This is a genomic window from Enterobacter cloacae complex sp. 2024EL-00214 (assembly GCF_043945575.1).
GTDB classification, from domain to species: domain Bacteria; phylum Pseudomonadota; class Gammaproteobacteria; order Enterobacterales; family Enterobacteriaceae; genus Enterobacter; species Enterobacter cloacae_P.
On sequence record NZ_JBIMRC010000024.1, the window covers coordinates 68,996 to 87,834 of the forward strand.

Sequence of the window (18,839 nt, forward strand, 5' to 3'; positions counted from 1 at the left end):
ACCGCATTTTGACAAGTCCATAAAAGAAAACAGACCATGTTTGAAATTAATCCGGTAAAAAACCGTATTCAGGACCTCACGGAGCGCTCTGACGTTCTTAGGGGGTATCTTTGACTACGATGCCAAGAAAGAGCGCCTTGAAGAAGTAAATGCCGAGCTGGAACAGCCGGACGTCTGGAACGAACCTGAACGCGCTCAGGCGCTGGGTAAAGAGCGTTCCTCTCTCGAAGCTATCGTTGATACCCTCGACCAAATGTCTCAGGGGCTGGAAGATGTTTCCGGTCTGCTGGAGCTGGCTGTAGAAGCCGACGACGAAGAAACCTTTAACGAAGCCGTGGCAGAACTCGACGGTCTGGAAGAGAAGCTGGCACAGCTTGAATTCCGTCGCATGTTCTCTGGCGAGTATGACAGCGCTGACTGCTATCTGGATATCCAGGCCGGTTCTGGCGGTACTGAAGCGCAGGACTGGGCAAGCATGCTGACGCGTATGTATCTGCGTTGGGCAGAAGCGCGCGGCTTCAAAACCGAAATCATCGAAGAGTCTGAAGGTGAAGTCGCGGGTCTGAAATCCGTCACCATCAAGATTATCGGCGATTACGCCTACGGCTGGTTGCGTACTGAAACCGGCGTTCACCGCCTGGTGCGTAAGAGCCCGTTCGACTCCGGCGGTCGTCGCCATACCTCCTTCAGCTCCGCGTTTGTCTACCCGGAAGTGGAAGACGATATCGATATCGACATCAACCCGGCCGATCTGCGTATTGACGTTTATCGCGCATCTGGTGCGGGTGGTCAGCACGTTAACCGTACGGAATCTGCGGTGCGTATTACCCACATTCCAACCGGGCTGGTAACGCAATGCCAGAACGACCGTTCCCAGCATAAGAACAAAGACCAGGCCATGAAGCAGATGAAAGCGAAGCTTTATGAGCTGGAAATGCAGAAGAAAAATGCTGAGAAACAGGCGATGGAAGATAACAAGTCTGACATTGGCTGGGGCAGCCAGATCCGTTCTTACGTCCTCGATGACTCCCGCATCAAAGACCTGCGTACCGGGGTTGAAACCCGCAACACGCAGGCGGTGCTGGACGGCAGCCTGGACCAATTTATCGAAGCAAGTTTGAAAGCAGGGTTATGAGGAACCAAAATGTCTGAACAACAAGCACAGGGCGCTGACGTAGTAGTTGATCTTAACAACGAACTGAAAACCCGCCGCGAGAAGCTGGCTGCACTGCGTGAGCAGGGCGTGCCGTTCCCGAACGATTTTCGTCGTGACCACACCTCAGACCAATTGCACGCAGATTTCGGCAGTAAAGAGAACGAAGAGCTGGAAGCACTGAACGTTGAAGTGTCCGTGGCTGGCCGTATGATGACCCGTCGTATCATGGGTAAAGCCTCTTTCGTCACGCTGCAGGACGTGGGTGGCCGTATTCAGCTGTACGTGTCCCGTGACGACCTGCCGGAAGGCGTCTACAACGAGCAGTTCAAGAAATGGGACCTGGGCGATATCCTGGGTGCGAAAGGTAAGCTGTTCAAAACCAAGACCGGTGAACTGTCTATCCACTGCACCGAGCTGCGTTTGCTGACCAAAGCGCTGCGCCCGCTGCCGGACAAATTCCACGGTCTGCAGGATCAGGAAGCACGCTACCGTCAGCGTTACCTGGATCTCATCTCTAACGATGAATCCCGCAAGACCTTCAAAATTCGCTCCCAGATTATGGCGGGTATCCGTCAGTTCATGGTTAACCGCGATTTTATGGAAGTAGAAACCCCGATGATGCAGGTGATCCCTGGCGGCGCGTCTGCGCGTCCGTTTATCACCCATCACAACGCCCTGGACCTGGACATGTACCTGCGTATCGCGCCGGAACTGTACCTGAAGCGTCTGGTTGTGGGTGGTTTCGACCGCGTATTTGAAATCAACCGTAACTTCCGTAACGAAGGCATCTCCGTTCGCCATAACCCAGAGTTCACCATGATGGAACTCTATATGGCGTATGCAGATTACAAAGATCTGATCGAGCTGACCGAATCCCTGTTCCGTACCCTGGCGCAGGACGTTCTGGGTACCACTGAAGTGCCTTACGGTGAAGAGGTCTTCGATTTCGGTAAGCCGTTCGTCAAACTGACCATGCGCGAAGCGATCAAGAAATACCGTCCAGAAACCGACATGGCTGACCTGGATAACTTCGGTTCTGCGAAAGCGATCGCCGAAAGCATCGGTATCAAAGTTGAGAAGAGCTGGGGTCTGGGCCGTATCGTGACCGAGATCTTCGAAGAAGTGGCAGAAGCACACCTGATTCAGCCAACCTTCATCACCGAATACCCGGCTGAAGTCTCTCCGCTGGCGCGTCGTAATGACGTGAACCCGGAAATTACCGATCGCTTTGAATTCTTCATCGGTGGCCGCGAAATCGGCAACGGCTTTAGCGAGCTGAACGATGCAGAAGATCAGGCGCAGCGTTTCCAGGACCAGGTTGATGCGAAAGCGGCAGGGGACGACGAAGCGATGTTCTTCGACGAAGATTACGTGACCGCGCTGGAGCACGGTCTGCCGCCAACAGCAGGTCTGGGTATTGGTATCGACCGTATGGTTATGCTGTTCACCAACAGCCATACCATTCGTGATGTGATCCTGTTCCCGGCGATGCGTCCGGTGAAATAAGTCGTTAAGATGTCAAAAAAGCCCCGAAAGGGGCTTTTTTATTGCGCCGCGAAGGCTCTGAGCGCCTCGCGGGCGGTTGTGGCTTCCATGACCATCCACGGGCTAAAGGCCCACGGAGTGGCATCCAGCGCGCGGAACAACGCTTCCAGCTCAACCCACTGATATTCCATCACCTCATCGCGATTTATTGTCACATTGTTCGTGATGCGGGCTGCGAATACCGGGCAAATCTCGTTTTCAACGATCCCGGATGGATCAGATTCCCGATAACGAAACTCCGGTGCGACGGGGGTGATATCTGTGATTTCTGCGCCCACTTCAAAGCGGCAGCGACGGATAACCGCCTGTGTTGTTTCTTCGCCGGACTGCGGGTGACCACAGACGGAGTTTGTCCAGACGCCCGGCCAGGCTTTCTTGCTTAATGCGCGGCGGGTGATCAGACATTCACCTTTGGCATTAAACAGCCAGGAGGAGAAAGCCAGATGCAGCGGGGTATGCGAGGTGTGTGCGGCGTATTTTTCCTGAGTGCCAAGCACCAGTCCCTGGTCATCTACCAAAATAACGTGTTCTTGAATACTCATTCTTGCTCCAGTACAAGGACCGCCGGGTAGTGCTGCACTTATTCAGACCCGCACTACCATCAGCGGCATTATTATACTGCATTCTTAATACGAACACTTTGACCCGCAGAGCGGAAAAGGGAATGACCCATATCAGTTTCGGCTGCTATCATAGTGCGCCATTCACGCTGACCGAGGATCTGTTTTGTTTGCAGGAAGCCTGACTCGAAACCCCATCACTGCCGTTTTCTGCCTGACGCTGGCGCTACTTCTGGCGGGATGCTCGGGAAGTAAATCTTCGGATATGGGCAGCTATTCCGGAGCGGTGTATACCGTGAAGCGTGGTGATACGCTGTACCGTATTTCGCGTATGACGGGCACCAGCGTGAAAGATATTGCGCGGATGAACAATATCCCGGCACCGTACACCCTCGAAGTGGGGCAACAGCTCAGGGTTAACGGTAGTTCTTCCTCTTCAGCCAAAAAATCAACCACCTCAAAAGGTAAGACCGCCAAAGTCACGCCATCCTATGCGGTACCGCAGTCCTCCTGGCCACCGGTCGGGCAGCGCTGCTGGATCTGGCCTGCCAGTGGCAAAGTGGTGGTGCCATACTCATTGTCTGAAGGTGGTAACAAAGGTATTGATATCGCGGCAGCGCGCGGCACGCCGGTCTATGCATCCGGCGCGGGAAAGGTGGTCTACGTTGGTAACCAGCTGCGCGGGTACGGTAATCTGATCATGATTAAACATGGTGAAGATTACATCACTGCTTATGCCCACAACGATACGATGCTGGTCAATAATGGGCAGAACGTGAAGGCAGGGCAGAAGATTGCGACAATGGGGAATACCGGTACAGACTCGGTGAAGCTGCACTTCCAGATTCGCTATAAGGCGACGGCCATCGATCCACAGCGTTATCTTCCTGCGCCCGGCAGTAAACCGAAGTGCTAAGTGATTATTTAATCGCCACTTAGTTATGCAGAGGCTTGTCTGAAGACGCGTAAGGTCTATAATGCTTTACGCACCTCAAAGCGGGCGTAGTTCAATGGTAGAACGAGAGCTTCCCAAGCTCTATACGAGGGTTCGATTCCCTTCGCCCGCTCCAGATCTCTCCCCTTGTGGAGAAGCCTTAAAAGCCTTCTCTATCAGCAACTTAAATAGTTACCTATTTTAGTCGCCTATGGGTTCTACCATTGTGATCCGCCCTTGGTAACTGTCACGCTAAGTTACATGGTGAGATGACAGTATAACTCAGCGTTGGCGGCAGTTGCATCCTCACACCGCGATAGCAAAACGTGAAGAAAAAGCCCATCCAGGCATCGTTATGTCATCGACAGATTGAACACACACATTAAAGCCCGATGTGCGGCTCTGTGAGCCACGTAAACAGGTTTATGGTGATAACGTACCTACAAACGATATGTAGGCTCTATCAGCGCTTCAGCCACGCTCCCGCAAGGGTACACGGTTATCCTGATAAGGTGTGATCCCTCTGACAATCTGAGGAAGTCGCTACGCTCCGCTTGTTGCTATATCACCAACGGGGCTTTATGGCTTCTATTGTCCAAAATCAGAGAGTTGCACAAGTTATGCTCGATAGTTAATCTGAGATAAATCTTAGATTGCAAGAGGTCTCTTGATGTCTTCAAAATCAAATCGAACATACAAGTATGGCGACCAACCGATAAGAATCACTACTGTTCAAGTGGTTGAGGAACAGTTCGGAGGGGCGGCAACGGCGAAGCAAGTGGATGCTTATCTGAAAGAGCGATTTCCGCATTATAAAGACGACACCCACTTGAATCTCATTGTCAACTCAGTCAACTGCAATCGTAGCTACTGGAGTTTCAACAAAACAGCCAGGCGAACTGATGATGTAACCCATCGGCATCATGAGTATGACCGATTGTTCAAGCGAGGGAAGATCTTTGAAATCTATCAACCCTCTATTCATGGTATTTGGGAGTTGTATCAGGATCAGCAAGGTAAATGGTGTCACCGTAAGGTGAAATCTGAGTTTGAAAAGGCTGTTGATGATGCGTCAGAACTGCCCCCGTCAGAACGCAAAGAGATTTTAGACGCTGAGAATAAAACTCCTGAGCTAATCGAGGTTACAACACGAGTTTATAAGCGAAGCCCGTATGTAGTAGCCGAGGTTCTTTCAAGGGCTAAGGGAAAGTGTCAAAGCTGTAAGAGTGACGCTCCTTTTCTCAAAGTAGACGGCACACCATTTCTTGAGGTTCATCACATTGAGTGGCTTTCGAATGGTGGGGAGGATTCCGTTGAAAATGCGATTGCATTGTGCCCGAACTGTCACAGACAGGCGCATTTCGGCGTCTTGGAGTTAGCACCAGTTAACAAATAAAACTAAATCTTATGACGACTTATTGTTTACGAGTTAAAGTGGAATCTATCTTTGATAGTCGTTTTTTGCGTCTAAGGGTAAGGTTATAATCTGATCACTTTGATTTTTCATAAGGGATTTTTCTATGGCTGATCCAGCTTCTATTGCTGCTATCTCAGGCACTCTTGAACTTGTTAACAAATCCGTTGACTTAGTGCGTAATCTTCGTAAGAAAGGGGATGACGAACTTAATGCCGCAGAAATGCGTAATACGTTGATTGATTTGCTTGATGATTTGGTTGAAGTAAAAAGTGAGTTCGTCAGCCTCAAAGCTGTTTTGCTGAGTAAAGAAGAAGAGATACAATCTCTCAAAGCCCAACTTGATGGGAAAAATAAGCTTCAGTTTGACGGCAAACTATATTGGTTGGAAGGGGATGAAACTCCATATTGCACTAAATGCTACGAGAAAGACTCATTAGCTCTTCATTTACACTTTATTAGGGCTAACACAGCTTATGGGACCCGTGAACAATGGTATTGCAGAAGCTGTAAAGTAAGCTATTACCTATAATAGAGATTCAAGCATAAATGGTTTTTTCTACCTGTTGCCTACCCTGAGCCCCGTTGAATACTTCGTTCTCAATGCGTCTACTTTGGCCTGTGTGATCCCCAGGTAGGCGCGGGTGTGTTCGGTGGAGCGATGCCCCAACATCTTACTAATCACCTCCAGATCCTCGCCGTGAGCGTGAGCGATAGCCGCTACGGTCTTGCGTGCGCTGTGCATGGCGATCACTGCATCCTGTGGAAGCAAGCCCCGCATTTTGAGCTTGTCCACTGCATACTGAATCTCTGCATGGATTTTAGAACGGCTAATCGGCTTACCCTTGCTCCGGTTGCTGTCATTCTGGAATACATACACGTTATCCCCGCGCTCGTTATAACGAGCCTTGAGAACCTCCCTTGCTGTCTCCGTGAGTTCCACCTCTACAGCTTCTTTTGTCTTGTCTTGGGTGATACGTAGCACCTTGCTACCAATATCCAGCTCATCCCAACGCCAGGAACGCATATCTACGCCACGAAGCTGTGTCTCTACACCGATAAGGAAGAGATCCGCCACTGTCTGGCTCTTCTTCGCGATTTCTTCCACTACCAGAGCCACCTGATCGGCGCTCTCAAGTCCGTCTGTGCGTTTTGCACCCCTACTGATTGCCATTTCTCTACCTCCTCAATCTGTCTTGATGGTGTAAATATTGATCAAAAACAGATAGATAGCAAGATCAATTTTGCATATTAACAAAAATGTCTTATTAGAAGGTTTTCAAGGGTATTAAGGGGCATTAAACGCGATTAAAGCCGATTTAATGGGCGCGGTTGCTTGAGGTGCTGAACGACCTTGAAGAGCCAACCCCATTTGCACCTATCAGACTCTTCAAATATCTAACTCGTTGATTTGAAAGTAAAAATAAAAGTTAAATCTACTTTTGTGGAATGGGTGTTTTGTCAAGACATTTATTTTTGGTATCTGATTTTGCACCAGGAATAGCCGAAAATAGGCCAATAAATCGAGTTAAAACATAAGTAGTTGTTTCCATTGCATGATTAATAGGACAGATGACCTGAATGTCCTATCGAAGTGATATATTGCACCGCAGATGAGATTGATTACCATTTGAGTTGATTTCATAATGGAATGATTAGAATGCTAACCAATTAGCGGGTTTTGGCATGGAAAATCAGCGGAGTAATCTTTCGAGAATACTCGTTCAACGAATCCGGCACGGGTGCAAAGTGGTTTTCATGGCAAACAGCGCTGTATCCCGCACTACACAACGGTTTAGCTAAACTGATCATTCTGACAATGAAAGTGAACAATCCACTTTGGCTTACATCTACACCGATTATTTACCTGCCATTTAATATAGGTTTTGACGTTATTAATGTATGATTTCGATAGATATAACCTAAGAATTGCCTCTGGCTGTTCTTAGGATTGTTGCATGTGCGATTCGTGGTGAGCAGGGCGACGATATACATCAAAATGATGCATGGGCGACGGTCTACCGTTGCATGAAGTGACGTTTTTCGCTCTCTTATCGGTAGGGTAGCTCACGGTGACACAGGGGGTAGGTCTGAGTGATACAGGGGGGGGGTCAGGCTGACCTGGGGGGTAGGTCACGGTGACACACAATAAGATTAACTATAATATTAATAATAAGATCAGTTATTAGATCAGTGTTTTTGCGCTTGTCGCAAAGATCTTTGCTGGCGGGTGTTCCCGTCACTCCTGGCAAGCAGCCTTACTCCGCTACCTTTCGGGCTACGTTGGCTGGCCTCGTTCCGCTCTCGACGCAGCAAAGCGTTATCTGTACATTCTGGATTGTGCAATGGCTTTGCCACCTGGAACAGGTTGCACAAGCGATATTACGCCACGGCGTAAATCTCCTTTGCGCTGTGCGCGGTATGTAACCATGTACCCAACCATCTGACGATGATTGACCACATGCTAACTCTACCTACCTCCTATTACCCTTCCTACATCCTTTCGTATGTAGTTGTGCTAATCCTCGAAGGTAGAGCAATATGGCTAAAGCTCACTTACCCTCGTAACTCGTGCAAGTTCACTAAGCCTCAATCCAAGACCACTAACTACTATCCTGATAACTAACGTTATCCCTCAGTAGTTGTGCTATTGGTTTCGGGAGTAAGTGCCAGAGGGCGTCAGCAATGCAAACAGAGCGCCTCAGATGCGCTGTAAGCGATTTTAAGAGGGTAGGGAGAAAGGCCGCTACTGATGTAACACAAGCCCTCAGAACGCGATATAGGATGTTTAAGCGGTGTCTCTGATATTAATCATGAGCGTTGACTTCAAACGGCGGTGTGTGGTATTGTTTGTGATGGGAGGATATATTAAAAATATCTTGACAAGTGTCGCCTTATAGTGTAATATGAGTTATATAGGGTAAAGAAAACATTCCCACCTACAATCCAAATCACAATGCACTTCGAAACCGTCAGGTTTGCGAGGTGTTTTATTTTATATTTGAAAAGGACATTAATGAAATACTTCGATATTGATACTACTGTGCTATCCCTCATTAAAGGGGAAGTGACACGCCACCAGATTAAATCACTACGTAACTCCAATCGTAAGCAGGGCTATTCAGAACGCGCCGAGTTTTTCACGGAAGTACTACGCCGCTTCGATTTAATCAGAAACGCAACAAAAGAAACCAACGAATAAACCAGAAGGAGAAACCATATGATCGATAAGAAAACCAAATTACCACCGTCCACATCATTAATGATCCCTGATGCGACATTTCAGATTCTGTTCAAAGAAGCGAAGCGCCGAAAAATGAGCGTAAGCGCACTCCTTCTTGAAGAATGTCAAAACCTGGCGGTTAAATATTCGAAAGCTGACGCGTAATATCCACGAGACAGCATTAACAACAATCCACGAATGAGAAGCGGAGAAAACCAAATGAAGAGCATTCGTAACTTACTGAGCATACACAGGAGCAAACAACAATGGCAAAAACCCTCGCCCAGATTCAGGCAAAACACGAGCACACATATCAAGATGAAGACGGAAAAACTGTAACATCGCAAACCTTCATAAAGGACTTCACCTTCTTCGAAGACATTGAATACCTTTATTCAAAAGATTGCCCCGATGGGATAAAAATCGACAGCCATCACGTTGGTTTGTATTGCCGCTTTATGAGCTATCAAGCGAACGGTAGTCATTGCTACGAGAGTCACGCTACGTTAGCGAGAAAACATAAAACATCATCTTCAACGGTAAAAAGACGTATTGAAGACCTAAGAAAGTTAGGGCTGGTTATAACGAACGAACACCCGGATCCCAATATTTCATCACTGCTTTATACTGCATTACCACTTACTGATGCTCATGTTATCCCACCAGATCAACTACCAGCAGCCCCCATTATCATTTCTGACGTAGTGCCTGAGCCAGACACCGCAGAGGAAAAGCCGGATGATGCGCCGAACTGGGATGAATCAGCACCAACAGATTATGCGACGGCAAAGCCTGAGCCTTTAGGACTGCCTGAGACGATTACCGATGAAATGAAAATAGATGCAGTGTGCGATCTGCTATCAAAAACGGAGAGTTTACGGCAACAAAGCAGGGGGGACACATTTATAAACTACGCTCGTCGCGTTTTGAACTTTAACAATAAGAGATTACCTTCCAGATTAGAGGAAAAGTTAGAGGAGAGTTTTGAAAGTAGATTCCCTCACTTTTACTCAAGATTTGGAATACCATTTTAACCAGGAGACACATTGAACAAGCTATACCTACTGAACGAATCTACACATCATCAAATCGAATGTAACACCATTTGCCAACGTCTTTATCAACACCTTTCATCTCTAATACGTGAACACGGAAAGATCCGTTCCACGGTGAAACATATTGCTGATGGTGTAGGAATAAGTGAGAGCGGGGCGCGGTATTGGTTATTAATAATGAATGATGCAGCGGTTATTACAATGGAACGCCACGGCAAGTATTACGACATTACCGTAAACGAAGCGGTGAGCTTCATTACGACAACCAACTAAGAAACAATACGGGAAACTTTTATGATCATCGCTATCTATTGGCTGTTTGCTTTTAACGCAGTATGGACATTAACGAGAAAATACGGAAGTTTCCCTCTACGAGGATAAATGAGTACAAGACAAAGAAACAACTTAGTGCGTATTGAGAAAGCAGCACGAGCCAGCAAACGTAAATACAGCCGTCAGTTGAAAGAACATGCAACTGAATCCATCCCTGGGGAGTGGATCACCGAAATAATAGAATACCCTGCAACGGTGCCAACCGGATCAGAGTTTGAACTATTGCAGGATGTTTTAGCCTCTTCGGATAACGTCTTCTATAAACCACGCCGCCGCCGTGAATACCGTGTTGATTCATCGAACCTTAAGAAGTGGCAGTTATACGCAGAAAACTATATTGACTGGCGGGAATATATCCACACTAACGGCTTATCCCACCATATACAAGACTTTGACTTTTTATTTGACGACAAGGAAAACAACAACAATGAATAATAAAACTATGAACACAGTAAGTACCTTGCTCGATTCTTTCCATAACACTTGGCATCTACCTATTCTTGAACTGGTTAATCATGCATGGCGTGACAGAACGCCAGAGGCGCTTTTAAGCGCGGCTAAACAGGCGGAGCAGGGGATTGAAGCGCTGATGTATCTCCAAGAGGTTGTAGAGCGTCTGGTGAAGCGTGGGGACAGCACTATCACACCAGAAGAAGCCTGGCGTGTAGCTAATGACCTTGAGGAGCTGGCTTGCTCTCTGCAATACATCACTGTTGAACTCGGAGAGCTTGCCATCCAGATCGCGGAAGAATGCGCCATAACATAAAAGTTACGAAATGTCTTGACAATATGTGCTATATGTGTCATAATGAGTTATAGGGTAAGTATTCGAATCACTTCCCCCTCGTTTGAAAATGCGACTTGCAAACATTATCCCATAGTGTGAGCACTCCGAGAGCATCATTCCCATAGATGGTGCTTTCTTATCTATTAGCTCTTTAGAGCTTCCCCTGAAAACTTCTGGTTGTTTTCTTCTTTGTTTAGTTCCGAAGGAATGCGTGGGATGTAATGTCTCGTTGTGTTGGCATTACATGCAATCACCCGCGCATCTCCATTTAATATGGAATAGACGTTTTCAGAAGGAGCTTTTTAAGCTTCCAGCTATCTATTAGAACATAGGTAGTGTCAGACTGAACATATTTAAAGAGATTCTTTGGATGGTTTAGCTGGTATTCTATTAATGCACCCACGAACGTGCAACTAAATAGATAATGTAATGAATATCTGTTACGGCCAGCGTGAAGGGCTTCACGTGTAGCAGATGCAAAGTACCCCCGATCTTTTTAAATCTCCTAAGATAATAAAACGGGGGTTCTTTTTATTAGAGAGTATTCTTAACTTCATTTTTACTGCTAATCGAATGACATTAAAAATGCTTTCTAACAAGGGCATACTCTCCAGGGGCTTAATCGCCCCTTTATTTTACAATGAGTGTAACACTTTCGTTATAACTCAGATGAAAGGGACAATAATATGTTTCTAAACTATGATCGTGTAATCAAGCATAAAGGCGCTTCTATTACTTTGTCTGTTTCTCTCATGAAAAAAGCTGCTGATATTTTCGGTGTGAGTATTGAAGAGATTCAAAAACTAACAGAGCAATGGTGGCCTGTGTCCCAGATTACTAAATCAAACTCCTCTCAAGATGACATTCAAAATGTAAGATCATCGAAAGGGTTACAAGAACGATTAAAACTATTAACAAAAGGAAAATAACCAATGCATTACGGAACATTTACACCGTATAACGGTAATAATAGTCACGCTCGATATAAAGTTGTGGCTTATCATTCAGATGCACTGCTACAAGATAAGCGTGTAGACGTAACAACGGCAATCCCTGCCGATTTGATTGTTGGCGACCTTGTAGACACTACAGGCGCTAAAGCTATCGCTCCTGGCAATATTGCTTATGTCGTTGTAGAACCAGCACAAGCAGGTGCTAAATCAATCGTAGTGGCAGATCCACATCATGTTATTCTTTCCCGCGCTGGCGTGGAGTTTGGAAATATGGATGAATCTATGGCTGTAATGGCTCTTGCTGATAAAGGCTTCACCTTCTCCGATTATGCAGAAGTAGCACTACGCACCACTTAATAACAAGGAATAAAAATAATAATGTCTTATTCAGATTTATTTTCTGGCAACATGTATGACTTTGCCAGCCCGTTTACATTCTCTACTCAGCTAAATCGCATTATTCAGAACTTAGGCATTTTCCGTGAAGAGTACCATGATGTTAATAGCATCGCCCTGGAAAAAATAACAGATGTTAAGAATCTTGTTGCTCCTGAAAAAATGCCACATGCGCAATCTGACTGGAATAGTGCAGAGCGTCCTGAATACACCTCAGCCCTTTACCAGCTTAAATATACTAACTCTCTGAATACCGTTTCAAGTCGTGATCTTGAACAATATAAAGCTCGTGGAACTGTAGATATATCAGATCAAATCACCCTGGCTATTAGTGATTTCAGTGACGCACAATACGCTCAGGTCAGTAATACAGTTGAAGCTGACTTGGTTGAAGCTCTATTAGGGCTGCGCGTGCAATCACAGTTTGCAGGTCAAGGTGATTTAGATTTCCTTGCAGGTGGTGCGCGTAGTGAGTACGCAATGGACATCAGCGCAGGTGCTAACGTGTTCCAGCAACTAAGCGAGATCGGGCGCATTCAGAATGTGAAACTTGGTTCAGGGTTGGCACAGGCTAAACAGGGCGTCGTGATCTTAGCCTCCGGTAAAGCTGCCGTAGCGCTACGCTATCACCCATCCGTTAAAGATTTCATGATGTATACGCTGCCGCTTGAGCAAGGCGATAACTTCTACACTCGCACTAAAGGGGCAAACCCTGCTTTCGAAACCTGGACGCTAAACGGCGTCACAGTGATCGATGTGACGGGCTACTCTCTGATCACTGACAAAATCGGGGTTGATGGCTTCGTTAGTATTCCTGTAATGGCTCCTGAATCTAACGCCTATGTACTTCATTCTGGTGTTGGTGTACGCCATGCAACACAGGGTAAAGAAGCCTCTCTAATGCATCAGTATGTCACTGTAGACCAGCGCTGGGGCTACCCCTCTGTAGCGACAGAGTGTAGTTATCTCCCAATCGTGGCGATTCCACAAGCGATCATCTTTGGTACTGTCTCAGAATAATGAGCGATAGACGTTAGCTCTTCACGTCTGGAAATAACAGAAGAGCTTTAATCAGGGGCGTAGGGAACTGGAACACGCAAAGCAAATGCGCCAGCCCTTGCCCCTTTTTTATTTCCAAAAAAAGAGAACAGATAATATGCAGTTAATACTCAAGAGTGCAAAGGGCGTTCATATTGATATTCAAGGTGATAGTGCATCAGATTTACTTAAAGTAAGTCAACTTTGTGCGCTATTAGATATTTCATATACAGGTGTTAGGCAACGTATTTTTCGAGGAGATACGATTGAGCAAGCTATTCACTATTTCTTAGACAAACAAGGCGGTGAGTAATGCTTGATCTGAATGTTAGCACTCTGAAAAATACGGTCACCTTCGTTGTGGACAAGCAAAGTATTGCAGAGGCCAAGGCCGCAGCGGATAACCTTCAAAAGCACTTTCAGAAAATAGCCGCTCCCAAGATTCGCTTCCAGGCTCAAAAGCAACGTAGAACTAAAGCCAGGGAACAAGCCGATGATGCACGTTTTAATGATAAACCTCGTGATACGAAGGAAATGAAAGCCCAGCGAGCAGCAGAGAAGCAGAAAGCGAGAGATGAAAGGGCCAACCTGAGAGCGCAGCAGCAGATTCAGAAACGCCAGGAAACCGCTGAGCTTAAACTTCGTCATGCAGGGCTGCAAATCTCTGGGATTAAAGGGAAATACGGGCTTGATGCTAAGCAACAGTATGAGGCCTTGCATTTCATCCAGAAGCAAACAGAAGCTTTTGCTCAAGGTAACATCACAAGCCAGCGAATGAACGCCTCTATTCGTGAGCGTGTAACCCTATTACGCAGAGAAGCCGCACAACAAGCGAAGGTGACACAGGCACAGCGTACACAGTATGCAGCGACAGCGGAGAAGCTCAAATCTCCTAAAGCAACCCATTCTCCAATGATAGGAGGTATGTTAGGGAGTGCAGTATTAGCCGCTGGTTCGATGGGTGTTGGTCAACGCATTATTGATAAAGGTAATGAAAACCTCGAACTGGTGAGAATGAGTGAACGTGTTAGAACCAATCCGAATGCAATCAAAGCTATGGTGGCATGGGGGCAACAAAACGGTGTTGACTCTGCTAACGTGGATAAGGCCACAGACAATATGAAGGATGTGCGTGAACGTTTAGCTAATACTGTTACAAACGCATCCTTAGATCCTAAAAGTGGTAAATGGAGAGGTGGTGATGGTGGTGTTAACACTATTATGAATCAGTTTGGATGGAATAAAGCTGACATTAGCAAATACCAGGATAACCCTATTGATTTTATTCAGTCTACTGTTAACGAGGGGCAGCGTAGAGGGATGAGCCAGGCGCAGATCGGTAATCTGATCGAGAGTTTAGGTGATGACCTGATGCACTACACCGATATGTTCATGAATAACGGCGAACAGTTTACAAGCACTCTTAAGAAACTTGTCGAAAGTGGTCAAACTCTTAACGATGAGCAAATAAGGCAAACTCTTGCATATGGTGATCTGAGTGTAGCGATGGGTAATCTCATTAATGGCGTTGATAACAGCATGTTTACAGGCTTTATGAAAGGCTTCGCTGATAGTGGCGATGAGCTGGTGAAAAATACACAGGCAATCAATCAGAGTGCAGGGCTATTAGGTGAAGGATTAGGTAATCTGGCATCTCAGATGACAGGATTTGTTTCTGAAATCTCCGGTGTAGTGTCTGATCTTAATAGTGCTCTCCGCCAGGAACACCCTGAATGGTTTAGCGATACTAAGCAACCTGCTGTTCAAAATCTTTATGATGGTGCTGTGGGTGGCTCTGCGAATGCTACAGCGGATTGGATTCAGGATAAGACTGGTTTTGATACTCGTTCTGTGGCTCCGGCTATTAAATCGTGGTTAGGCATAGGTGATCAGCAAGCAGGAACAGCGGCAAGTGGTTACGGCCTGAATGGTGAGGCATTACGCAATAGTGCATTGTCGCTCAATAGTGCCAATGTGCCAGCTTACAATCTGAGTCCAATATTCAATCTAACAGTTGAGCCTACCGTACCTCTAACTATCCAAAGTGACACCTCACGCCTTGCTGATTATGTTGATTTCCAGGCTAAAGCAAGTCAGGCAAGCTTTATGCAGAGCTTAACGCTACAAATGAGTAGTGGACAGTCATCAACAGGTGGCTAAAATAAAGTGTGTGTAAAACTCCTTTATTATTTCCATTTCAATGTAAATAATCTAAACGTTGCTATGGTAAAATAATGTATTTGAACCAAATGCATAAGGGAAAAAATGAACTTTGACGACTTATCTTATCGTGAGCTTGATCACCACGCGATGGAACGCCTTGTGTTTGATGAGGAAGAGCTTTCACCGATTCTTAAAGGTCATATATTTATTGAAAAAGTGCTTGAAACCCTTATATCCAGAAACCTTGTTGAACCTAAAGCCTTTTTTAAAGGAAATCGGTCATTTGATTTAAAGGTAGATCTTGCCTTATCGATGGGGTTGATTGATGAGCATTATTATTCAGCTTTTAAGGCGATAAACAAAGTTAGAAATAACTATGCTCATAAGCATGACTACAAAGTTTCATTTTCTGATTTGAATGCATTCAAGTTTGATTGGGCCGATATTCAAAATCAGGCATTTGCGGTCGCATGTAAGCAGGGAGTTGGTGAAGCTGCACGAATAGCCACTATATTTCTTTGTTGGAAAGCAATACATCTTATTAGCTCTCCTGATGAAGATGACTATGAAAATAAAGGGGCCTAAGGCCCCTTTTTTCGTAGTTTATTTTGTTGACTGAGCTAACACCGTTGCTGCAAGCTGTTTGGTTTTTTCGCTTGAGCGCGGGTTATCGAGAGCCTTAGCTGCAACCGTTTCCATTGTTTGGCTGGTATGGCTGGAGGCGACACGTTGAGCAAGCGCAGATGCTGCCAGGCGCTTTTGTAGTTTCGAGGCGTTTGGATCGTTTAAGGTTTGACCAGCAACAGAAGCGATTTTACTTGATGTTTGCTTAGGATTCTTTGCCATGCTATCAGCCCTTTGATGGTTGTGATGGTTATATGTGGTGTTTGTGTTGATTTTAAACCACCACATATAGTGTTAAAGATAATCCTCACCGCTTCGCTTTGCAATGATGAATAATCACTTTACTGGATAAATTCACAGATCACAAAACGTGCGGTGTTTTATGCTGCATGATGAGCTGTATTCACATTGTTTCAGGTGATAAAACTGGTTTTATTGATCGTTATTTGTTCATAATCCACCATCTCCACATACGCTGCTAACTCTTCCATGCTTGCTCCTTGGGAATAGGTGCGGAACGCTTCCGTTTTGGCTTTCTGTTCAGTGTGTCCGGTGATACTGCCTATTCTTGTTTCCTGCACTCCGGCACGGTCTAAGCATGTGATGAACATCCCGCGCAAGCTGTGGAAGCATTGACGATCTGTAGCGGTAGGCAAAATCTTGTCACGCAACCTGGTGAAGTTTTGAGAGTAGTACGGCCCTTTCTTACCATCTTTCCTGTTAATCTTGTTAGCTTGTGGGAACAGGTATTCGCCGTAACTGTGGTTCAGGTATTCATCGACAATCGCAGATAGCCGGGAATGAATAGGGACGTACCGTACCCCCGCCTTAGTCTTTGATTTCGAAATGTAGAAACAGCGTACACATTCCACCGTCTGGATCTCGGATTTCTTGAGGCTTGCCAGTTCATCAAGGCGGCATCCTGAAAACAGCCCCATGATTATGATGTTCCTGATCTCCGGCTCTGCTGCATCAAGTAGCATTTGCATCTGGTCAGGCTCAAACGGTTGATAACTCTCTATCGTGCGCCGTGCTTCGAGGTTATGACCGTGAAATGGGTTGCGGTCTGGTATGCCATCGTAGCGGCGCTTTGCAAACTCGTAGAGACTCCCTAAACACGTTAGCCAGTTTTGACGAGATTGATCGGCGGCTCCTTTCTCCTTTTGCGTATCGAGGAACTCAGTCACCAGGCGGCGACCTATCCTTTCTAAGGCAATGTCCGGTTGTTTGGCACTTTCAAGGAATAGCTCAACGGCTCGCGCTGATTTGCTTAACGTTGAATAAGAGCGGCGGTCTTTATAGCTTTCGGCGTATTCGTCCCGTAATAGGCACAGAGTGGGAATCGAACAGGATCGCGTTACAGGTTGAGGGCGGCTCTTGTTCTTCTTCCCTTCGGTATGCAAGGCGGCTATTGACTGCTGCAACCACTGATCGGGGTTGCTCGGATTGTACTTCCGCTTAAGCTCTTCCCATTCTAATAAGAGGTGGTTTCTAAACCGTCGAGCCTCATTGAGATCGCGAGTTGAAGTGGTTTTGCGCCACATCCGGCACGGATATAAAAATCTGAGGTACTTCGGGACGAAGATCTGAAACATCCAGATTCCATCTTTTCGCTTGTAAAGGTAAGCCTGGCCCTTGATTGACACGATAATGATCCTCTATTATCACGTAATCAGTTACCTATGCTGATCGCAATATCGTTATCTGTCAGTAGGTTACAGAAGTGGAATGGATTTTTGTTCGATTCCCTTCGCCCGCTCCAGCGATTTTTTACGCTCAAAATCAGCTAAAAAATCGTTACGTTTCCGGTGCTTAGAGGGAGGCGCTCTGTAAGCGCTGTCGAGAACCCTCTTGACGTTCTACCTTGGTAACTACCGCGATTTGGTGAGTAGTGATCAGGAAGCTTATCAAAACGCTGGCGGTCGTTCCAGTGTCTTACCGCGATAGTCCAACAAGAAAACAAAGCCTTTCACTAGGGCTGTAAACCATTCCTGAAACTTTAACCGTTCCACACTTAGCGCGGTGTCCCGTAACAGCCTGTCGTGATGACACGCCACGGATAAACGAGCGAATGTTGGGAAGCCTAACCAGTCCGGGAAAGGGGCTGGCTCTGCCGTGGTGTTCACCGAGCCATAAATGATCGGTACTCGATAAGAGATCGGTTAACTGACAAGAAAATGATGATACGCCTTCGGCGCTGAATGTTGGTATGCCCAACACGGCGCTAAATGGGTATTATTGCTTGAAAGATGGTGTTATCAGACAAAAGCGACTATGGAATGAGTGTATGAAAATTAAGCGAAAGCCCTTTGAGCAATTCTTAATGCACGACATAGAAGAGTTAAATGGGGATTTGGAGGAGGCATATCTAGAGGCGGCCTTCCCCTTGATTGGTCAGATTGTGATGTATTTCAATACATTGGAAAAGGACTTGGATAGCATAATCTACGAAAGTTTCAGTGACCGCTCTGATCAATTAGGTATTATTGTTATAGGTAGTATGAACTACTCGGCAAAGGTAGACCTTTTCAAAGGAAGGTGCGAACAAGTTCCTGATATGAGATCATCATATTCATCCGGAGCGCATCCCAGAGGGACATCATGAGCCATCAACTCACCTTCGCCGATAGTGAATTCAGCACTAAGCGCCGTCAGACC

21 protein-coding genes and 1 tRNA gene are annotated in these 18,839 nt (G+C 46.2%); 18 read left to right on the top strand and 4 right to left on the bottom strand.

The window, feature by feature from the left end:
• Positions 1-36 precede the first annotated feature (36 nt).
• A protein-coding gene (gene prfB / locus ACHHZ6_RS21385) for a peptide chain release factor 2 (protein ID WP_182272550.1) occupies positions 37-1,135 on the top strand; the annotation gives its coding sequence in 2 pieces (ribosomal slippage) (positions 37-111 and positions 113-1,135; 1,098 coding nt in all).
• A 9-nt stretch (positions 1,136-1,144) separates the two neighbouring features.
• Positions 1,145-2,662, top strand: a complete 1,518-nt coding sequence (lysS, locus tag ACHHZ6_RS21390) for a lysine--tRNA ligase (RefSeq protein WP_182272549.1) — start codon at positions 1,145-1,147, stop codon at positions 2,660-2,662.
• Positions 2,663-2,700: 38 nt separating this feature from the next.
• Here lysS and idi read toward each other — a convergent pair whose 3' ends face one another.
• The gene (gene idi, locus ACHHZ6_RS21395) at positions 2,701-3,243 is read right to left on the bottom strand and encodes an isopentenyl-diphosphate Delta-isomerase (RefSeq protein WP_182272548.1); all 543 of its coding nucleotides are present in this window, start codon (positions 3,241-3,243) and stop codon (positions 2,701-2,703) included.
• Positions 3,244-3,427: 184 nt separating this feature from the next.
• Here idi and actS point away from each other — a divergent pair, with 184 nt between their 5' ends.
• From actS to ACHHZ6_RS21415, 4 genes are all read left to right on the top strand, one after another.
• On the top strand, positions 3,428-4,177 hold the full coding sequence (gene actS / locus ACHHZ6_RS21400) for an amidase activator ActS (protein ID WP_196390446.1): 750 nt from the start codon (positions 3,428-3,430) through the stop codon (positions 4,175-4,177).
• 80 nt (positions 4,178-4,257) lie between these two features.
• Positions 4,258-4,331: transfer RNA gene (locus ACHHZ6_RS21405), tRNA-Gly, on the top strand.
• 534 nt (positions 4,332-4,865) lie between these two features.
• Positions 4,866-5,591, top strand: a complete 726-nt coding sequence (locus tag ACHHZ6_RS21410) for an HNH endonuclease (protein WP_395122978.1) — start codon at positions 4,866-4,868, stop codon at positions 5,589-5,591.
• 124 nt (positions 5,592-5,715) lie between these two features.
• Positions 5,716-6,141 carry a hypothetical protein gene (locus tag ACHHZ6_RS21415; protein ID WP_395122979.1) on the top strand — a complete coding sequence of 142 codons (426 nt, stop codon included), beginning with the start codon at positions 5,716-5,718 and terminating at the stop codon, positions 6,139-6,141.
• Between the two features lie 27 nt (positions 6,142-6,168).
• On the opposite strand, the gene ACHHZ6_RS21420 is transcribed toward ACHHZ6_RS21415, so the two are convergent.
• Positions 6,169-6,783 carry a tyrosine-type recombinase/integrase gene (locus ACHHZ6_RS21420; RefSeq protein ID WP_395122980.1) on the bottom strand — a complete coding sequence of 205 codons (615 nt, stop codon included), beginning with the start codon at positions 6,781-6,783 and terminating at the stop codon, positions 6,169-6,171.
• A gap of 1,842 nt (positions 6,784-8,625) precedes the next feature.
• On the opposite strand from ACHHZ6_RS21420, the gene ACHHZ6_RS21425 reads away from it, so the two are divergent.
• The 12 genes from ACHHZ6_RS21425 to ACHHZ6_RS21480 all read left to right on the top strand — a co-directional run bounded on the left by ACHHZ6_RS21425 (position 8,626) and on the right by ACHHZ6_RS21480 (position 16,142).
• Entirely contained in the window at positions 8,626-8,811 is a 186-nt protein-coding gene (locus ACHHZ6_RS21425; RefSeq protein WP_025203984.1) for a hypothetical protein, read from the top strand.
• 18 nt (positions 8,812-8,829) lie between these two features.
• A complete protein-coding gene (locus ACHHZ6_RS21430) occupies positions 8,830-8,997 on the top strand; it encodes a hypothetical protein (RefSeq protein ID WP_335257656.1) in 168 nt (55 codons plus the stop codon).
• A gap of 101 nt (positions 8,998-9,098) precedes the next feature.
• A complete protein-coding gene (locus ACHHZ6_RS21435; RefSeq protein WP_335257657.1) occupies positions 9,099-9,866 on the top strand; it encodes a hypothetical protein in 768 nt (255 codons plus the stop codon).
• Between the two features lie 12 nt (positions 9,867-9,878).
• Positions 9,879-10,160: a hypothetical protein gene (locus tag ACHHZ6_RS21440; RefSeq protein WP_395122981.1), complete on the top strand. Its 282-nt coding sequence runs from the start codon at positions 9,879-9,881 to the stop codon at positions 10,158-10,160.
• A gap of 108 nt (positions 10,161-10,268) precedes the next feature.
• Positions 10,269-10,655 (top strand): hypothetical protein, encoded by a 387-nt coding sequence (locus ACHHZ6_RS21445; RefSeq protein ID WP_395122982.1) that lies wholly within the window; start codon positions 10,269-10,271, stop codon positions 10,653-10,655.
• Positions 10,648-10,986 (top strand): hypothetical protein, encoded by a 339-nt coding sequence (locus ACHHZ6_RS21450; protein WP_395122983.1) that lies wholly within the window; start codon positions 10,648-10,650, stop codon positions 10,984-10,986. The genes ACHHZ6_RS21445 and ACHHZ6_RS21450 overlap by 8 nt, the downstream gene beginning before the upstream one ends.
• Before the next feature lie 707 nt (positions 10,987-11,693).
• The gene (locus ACHHZ6_RS21455; protein WP_143345494.1) at positions 11,694-11,936 is read left to right on the top strand and encodes a hypothetical protein; all 243 of its coding nucleotides are present in this window, start codon (positions 11,694-11,696) and stop codon (positions 11,934-11,936) included.
• Positions 11,937-11,939: 3 nt separating this feature from the next.
• Positions 11,940-12,317 carry a hypothetical protein gene (locus tag ACHHZ6_RS21460; RefSeq protein ID WP_143345492.1) on the top strand — a complete coding sequence of 126 codons (378 nt, stop codon included), beginning with the start codon at positions 11,940-11,942 and terminating at the stop codon, positions 12,315-12,317.
• Positions 12,318-12,338: 21 nt separating this feature from the next.
• Complete coding sequence (locus ACHHZ6_RS21465) at positions 12,339-13,376, top strand: major capsid protein E (RefSeq protein ID WP_395122984.1); 1,038 nt, start codon at positions 12,339-12,341, stop codon at positions 13,374-13,376.
• 85 nt (positions 13,377-13,461) lie between these two features.
• Positions 13,462-13,707: a hypothetical protein gene (locus ACHHZ6_RS21470; protein WP_395122985.1), complete on the top strand. Its 246-nt coding sequence runs from the start codon at positions 13,462-13,464 to the stop codon at positions 13,705-13,707.
• Entirely contained in the window at positions 13,707-15,554 is a 1,848-nt protein-coding gene (locus tag ACHHZ6_RS21475; RefSeq protein ID WP_395122986.1) for a hypothetical protein, read from the top strand. Before ACHHZ6_RS21470 ends, ACHHZ6_RS21475 begins: the two co-directional genes overlap by 1 nt.
• A gap of 105 nt (positions 15,555-15,659) precedes the next feature.
• A complete protein-coding gene (locus ACHHZ6_RS21480; RefSeq protein ID WP_061707812.1) occupies positions 15,660-16,142 on the top strand; it encodes a hypothetical protein in 483 nt (160 codons plus the stop codon).
• Positions 16,143-16,160: 18 nt separating this feature from the next.
• Here the strand turns inward: ACHHZ6_RS21480 and ACHHZ6_RS21485 are convergent, their stop codons facing one another.
• A complete protein-coding gene (locus ACHHZ6_RS21485; protein WP_395122987.1) occupies positions 16,161-16,403 on the bottom strand; it encodes a hypothetical protein in 243 nt (80 codons plus the stop codon).
• Positions 16,404-16,594: 191 nt separating this feature from the next.
• Positions 16,595-17,827 carry a tyrosine-type recombinase/integrase gene (locus ACHHZ6_RS21490; RefSeq protein WP_395122988.1) on the bottom strand — a complete coding sequence of 411 codons (1,233 nt, stop codon included), beginning with the start codon at positions 17,825-17,827 and terminating at the stop codon, positions 16,595-16,597.
• Between the last annotated feature and the right edge of the window lie 1,012 nt (positions 17,828-18,839).

Coding starts and splice junctions, on each gene's coding strand:
- lysS (WP_182272549.1), top strand. CDS start 1,145: ATGTCTGAACAACAAGCACAGGGCGCTGACGTAGTAGTTGATCTTAAC.
- idi (WP_182272548.1), bottom strand. CDS start 3,243: ATGAGTATTCAAGAACACGTTATTTTGGTAGATGACCAGGGACTGGTG.
- ACHHZ6_RS21410 (WP_395122978.1), top strand. CDS start 4,866: ATGTCTTCAAAATCAAATCGAACATACAAGTATGGCGACCAACCGATA.
- ACHHZ6_RS21415 (WP_395122979.1), top strand. CDS start 5,716: ATGGCTGATCCAGCTTCTATTGCTGCTATCTCAGGCACTCTTGAACTT.
- ACHHZ6_RS21420 (WP_395122980.1), bottom strand. CDS start 6,783: ATGGCAATCAGTAGGGGTGCAAAACGCACAGACGGACTTGAGAGCGCC.
- ACHHZ6_RS21425 (WP_025203984.1), top strand. CDS start 8,626: ATGAAATACTTCGATATTGATACTACTGTGCTATCCCTCATTAAAGGG.
- ACHHZ6_RS21430 (WP_335257656.1), top strand. CDS start 8,830: ATGATCGATAAGAAAACCAAATTACCACCGTCCACATCATTAATGATC.
- ACHHZ6_RS21435 (WP_335257657.1), top strand. CDS start 9,099: ATGGCAAAAACCCTCGCCCAGATTCAGGCAAAACACGAGCACACATAT.
- ACHHZ6_RS21445 (WP_395122982.1), top strand. CDS start 10,269: ATGAGTACAAGACAAAGAAACAACTTAGTGCGTATTGAGAAAGCAGCA.
- ACHHZ6_RS21450 (WP_395122983.1), top strand. CDS start 10,648: ATGAATAATAAAACTATGAACACAGTAAGTACCTTGCTCGATTCTTTC.
- ACHHZ6_RS21455 (WP_143345494.1), top strand. CDS start 11,694: ATGTTTCTAAACTATGATCGTGTAATCAAGCATAAAGGCGCTTCTATT.
- ACHHZ6_RS21460 (WP_143345492.1), top strand. CDS start 11,940: ATGCATTACGGAACATTTACACCGTATAACGGTAATAATAGTCACGCT.
- ACHHZ6_RS21465 (WP_395122984.1), top strand. CDS start 12,339: ATGTCTTATTCAGATTTATTTTCTGGCAACATGTATGACTTTGCCAGC.
- ACHHZ6_RS21470 (WP_395122985.1), top strand. CDS start 13,462: ATGCGCCAGCCCTTGCCCCTTTTTTATTTCCAAAAAAAGAGAACAGAT.
- ACHHZ6_RS21475 (WP_395122986.1), top strand. CDS start 13,707: ATGCTTGATCTGAATGTTAGCACTCTGAAAAATACGGTCACCTTCGTT.
- ACHHZ6_RS21480 (WP_061707812.1), top strand. CDS start 15,660: ATGAACTTTGACGACTTATCTTATCGTGAGCTTGATCACCACGCGATG.
- ACHHZ6_RS21485 (WP_395122987.1), bottom strand. CDS start 16,403: ATGGCAAAGAATCCTAAGCAAACATCAAGTAAAATCGCTTCTGTTGCT.